The sequence below is a fragment of the Fibrobacter sp. genome (genome assembly GCA_012523595.1).
GTDB lineage: Bacteria > Fibrobacterota > Chitinivibrionia > Chitinivibrionales > Chitinispirillaceae > JAAYIG01.
Map to the genome: position 1 here is coordinate 1 of JAAYIG010000165.1, position 4,217 is coordinate 4,217.

Annotated in this window: 4 protein-coding genes; 3 read left to right on the plus strand and 1 reads right to left on the minus strand. The window is 45.8% G+C overall.

All coding sequences use genetic code 11. The features are described from left to right. Positions 1 to 225 (plus strand): hypothetical protein (locus GX089_11300; GenBank protein ID NLP03073.1); only part of this gene is annotated, 225 nt, incomplete at its 5' end. An 8-nt stretch (positions 226 to 233) separates the two neighbouring features. Here the strand turns inward: GX089_11300 and GX089_11305 are convergent. Then, on the minus strand, positions 234 to 473 hold the full coding sequence (locus tag GX089_11305; GenBank protein NLP03074.1) for a zinc ribbon domain-containing protein: 240 nt from the start codon (positions 471 to 473) through the stop codon (positions 234 to 236). A gap of 337 nt (positions 474 to 810) precedes the next feature. Between GX089_11305 and GX089_11310 the strand changes: the two genes are divergently transcribed. After that, positions 811 to 3,069 carry a hypothetical protein gene (locus tag GX089_11310; GenBank protein ID NLP03075.1) on the plus strand — a complete coding sequence of 753 codons (2,259 nt, stop codon included), beginning with the start codon at positions 811 to 813 and terminating at the stop codon, positions 3,067 to 3,069. Positions 3,070 to 3,129: 60 nt separating this feature from the next. Next, positions 3,130 to 4,217 (plus strand): hypothetical protein (locus tag GX089_11315; GenBank protein NLP03076.1); only part of this gene is annotated, 1,088 nt, incomplete at its 3' end.

Consider the following 4,217-nt stretch of genomic DNA (forward strand, 5'->3'; position numbering starts at 1 on the left):
AACGCCGAGAAAGCCTACAAGAAAGCCATAGAGAGGAAATATGATATTCCTGAGACCTATGCAAACCTTATTACATTATATATAGAACTGGAGGAGTTTGGCAAAGCTCGTCAGTGGCTGATTAAAGGGCTTGGCCATAACCCTGAGAGTGAACTTCTGGAGGGGTTCAGGGAAAAGATCGCAGAGAGGGAGAGGATGGTGAAGGCGCAGAAGAGATCCCAATGAGGATCTCCTTATCCTCCATGCGGACAGCATCCGCCTCCTGATGCGGCACAGGACCGGGCATTAGCACAGCTTGATGCACAGAAATTATCACTGCTTCTGCCCATGGAGATTCCTCCTATAACAGACATCAGTTTTTCTGTAGTGAGAGAACCGCATGATGGGCAGGGGAGGGTCTGATCCCTGTTCCCGGTAACAAGCTCTTCAAATATTTTCCCGCATTTCTTGCAGCGGTATTCAAAAATCGGCATATTGTTTCCTTTCGGTTTTGCTGTAATTTCTTATAAAAATAGTATTATTCAGCCAGCTTAACTAAAAAGCGAATTTAACTTGCCTGCAGTCGGTGATTAGACCAGCTTCCTGCCATAACTTAAGTCTGCATACACTTCTGGTAAGTGTTTCGATCTAACTCTGGTATTACCCGCAGAACTAAACATCTGATAAAATATCCGGAATAGACAAATGCATTACTTTGAGCCTGCCCGGACTATTGCTCCAGATTGGCAGATTTTATGCTGTATAAACTTTTAGAAAAAAAGTTCCCTTCGATGAAACTTCTGAGGTCTATTCATTATGATATTCAGGAAATTGGGGCGGATTTGGGCTGTTGCAGCAACACTTTTTATGTTTTCAGGCCAGGTGACAGGTGACGGACTTCCGGGAGAATATCTATTGTCAAACAGATGGCGGCAGGTTTTTCTCTTCCGCTCTCCTGTGGACAATCCGGCATTCATGATGGAGGAGCAGTATCCTTCTGTCAGGGCGGTAAACCTTCTGCCTGTAAATAACTCGGCAACTCTTCTGGAGGCAGGTATCACATATCCTTTTTCACTCTACAGCACGGTTGGATTTACAATCGTTGCCGAGAGGGGAGGGAAGGTCGGGGGATTTACTTTTCAGGGTGATTCTCTTGTGTATAGCGGTTCAACCCGGAACAATAACTTCTTCTTTATAGGCTCATTTGCCACCAACCCCTTTGGAAAGTTCTCCGCTGGTGCGAACCTCAGCCTTGCCAGTCAGGGAAATTTCGGTAACCCGACCTGGGGTGCGGGGATAGATCTGGGCTTTAGCTACAGATTGATTCTTGATCCAGTGGTCGGGTACCATGTTCTGGGTTTTTCTTATAAAAACCTGCTCTCCCCCGCAGTCTCAAGTAATCAGAAGATGCCCTATTCCTCTCAGCTTTCAACTCAATACCATGCAGGGTTCTTCCGGAACAGGCTCGAGTTTCAGTATCAGTTGTCTTTAAGTGACTTTATGGCAAAGCCGGCGATTTTCTCCGGATCCAGGGAACTTGAGTGGGACATGGAGTTTCAGCTTGGCTTCACCCCTGTTTCCTACCTTAAATTAAAAGGGTTTACAGATATAAACCAGTGGAAACGTCTGGGGAGCTTTGGTTTTGCCCTGGGAGGAGATCTCTCCTATCTTAACAAAGGAAAAGAACTTTCTGTCTATTATCAGTTCCGGAAAAATGTCAACAGCGAACTTATGGGAAACCAGTCTGTCTATGTGATTGCACAGTTTGGGTCCCACAGAGAGGAACTCTTTGCCCGCAGGATGGCTCAGTTGGCCAGAATCTCTCCGTCAAATCTCTACAGTATGGCCATGGATGCTTATCACCGGGAGAACTACTGGGATGCCTATTTCTATTTCTCCAGACTTATGGCTGAATACCCCGATTTCTTTAAAAATGATGCTTCGGCCTACTACAGCGCCTCAAGTCTTGAAAAACTGGATATGAGAAAATCGGCCCTTAAAGCCTATTCCGATCTGAAAGAGAGATACCCTCAAAGCAGATTTGTAGCTGATGCCGATCTGGGAATGATGAGAGTTTACTATAGAGAGGGAATGTACAACGATGTGGAAAGACAGTTCAGGGCGATATGGGAGGGTAATGCTCCCGATGAGATAAAGCAATATGCCGCTTATTACATGGGGGAGACAGAGGTGGTCCGGATGGAGTATCTGAGGGCGCTTGTTTACTTTGCCATGGTACAGAGCAGGCATGAAGCGTATGTCTTTGCTCAGCACACATCCGCTACTGTCCAGGAGAAGTCCGCCGGGCAGAGATCTGTAATAATAGATCATCTCAGGAATGTAATCGATGCGGAAAATGTAAAAAGCCCTGCTCAAAAAGAGATCGTCAACCGCTCTCTGGTACTTCTGGGTTATATCTATTACGAAGATAATTCCCTTTCCAAAGCTGTGACAGCACTGAGGATGGTTCCTGAGGAGAGTTACTATTTCGAGGATGCGCAACTTGGACTGGGATGGCTGGCTGTGAAAGCCCGGCAGTGGAAAGACTGTATCACCACAGGAGAAAAACTTGTCTCAAGAAGCAAAAAAACCATCATAAAAAGTGAGGGAAAACTGATTCAGGCCTATGGGTATATCCAGCAGCAGAAATATGAAACCGCCGAAAATCTTCTCCTTGAAGCTGCATCGGAGCTTGATAGCTACCAGAATATCTCTCTGGAGATGATGGAAAGGGAGAAGAACCAGTACGACAGCAGCCGTGCTCTCTACGACTCCCTTGCATCCGAGATTATCAATATTGCCCGCACAAGGGCCCCGAAGAAAAAAATCGATCTGCTGCACAAAAGACAATCGGATATCAAGGGAAGTATCGATTCTTTCCAGAAATCCTCCGATGAGCAGAGGAGAGTCCGTTTCTTCGAGAGAGGAATCTACATCCTGAAGGAAGATCTGGAGTATGCTGTCGCAACCGTACAGAGAATTCTGCGGGGTACCGGTACGGAACAGCAAAAGGTGAGAACGAGAGAGGAACGGAAAATTGATGATGAGATTGAGGAACTGAAGGGAAAGATGCAGGATATAGGAGACTAAAGTAATCTGTTTTGTAAATAAAAAATATCCGGGGAAGCGTAAAAAAGAAAGTGACCTTTTATGAAATGGAAGATAGCAGTATTTGCGGCGGTTCTTTTGACAAAAGTGTGTATGGCAGACTATGTCGGTATCTACGTGTCAAGCGCGCATTATTATGATAATGATGCTGATGGTTTTATCGACAGTGTCATTCTCAATTTTTCAGGGTCTGTGCTGGAGAGTGACCTTCCGGCATTTCTAAGGCTTCTGGACATGCCCACCTGGCGTAATTTTACGGTTCGCCAATCCCGGCTGCTTTCAGAGAAAGCCATAGAAATTCTGGTGAGAGAGAACAGCGATCGTCCGGTAACATCCGTAAGTGGACAGGATCTCTTCCGTACCAGGGAGGGGAAACTGCCCGGGGGTGGGGAGGTGAGGACCAACAGTTTCATGGCCAGGGATCACTTACCCCCGGTAATCGTATCCGCAAACCTTATCTCATATACCGGATTGGTTGATTCCCTTACTGTCGTGTTCTCAGAACGTATCAATGCCTTTTCCGCAAGCGAACCATTCAGTTTTAAGGCTTCGGATGGAAGTAACTATTCTGTAAGCTTTTCCGGAAGCAGTCTTGAAACAGATACCTATACGGGTGAGGTTTCCGGAGGTGATATTGGTGTAATAAAGCAGGGAGACTCTGTCTGGATAAGGCCCCAGGCACAGATTAGTGATCCCCTGGATAATGTTCAGACCAATTCCGCAAACCGCAGAGCGGAGATCAATGCCACAGTTGTCAATGATGCACTAACGTTTACAAATGCATATTATTATGACCGTGATGCAGATGGGTTTATCGACAGTATAGTAATTGCCTGCAGAGGGGAGCTGAGCGGAAGCGATCTGGAAATTCTTAGTGATCTTATCGTTTTACCTCCTGAGCGCAATTTTACCCTGGATAACATCTCTTTTTCTTCCGGAAATTTAATATTGACTGTACATGAGGGTTCTACTGAGCCAAAGACATCTGTTTTTTCCACCGATATCATATCGATAAAAAGAGGTATTATTCCCGGGAAAGGGTTAGTGGGTGCAATGGCCATTTCTGTTCAGGATCGGGTAGCTCCGGTGCTTCTCAGTGCTCACGTGGAAACTCATGAAGTTGGTGATGA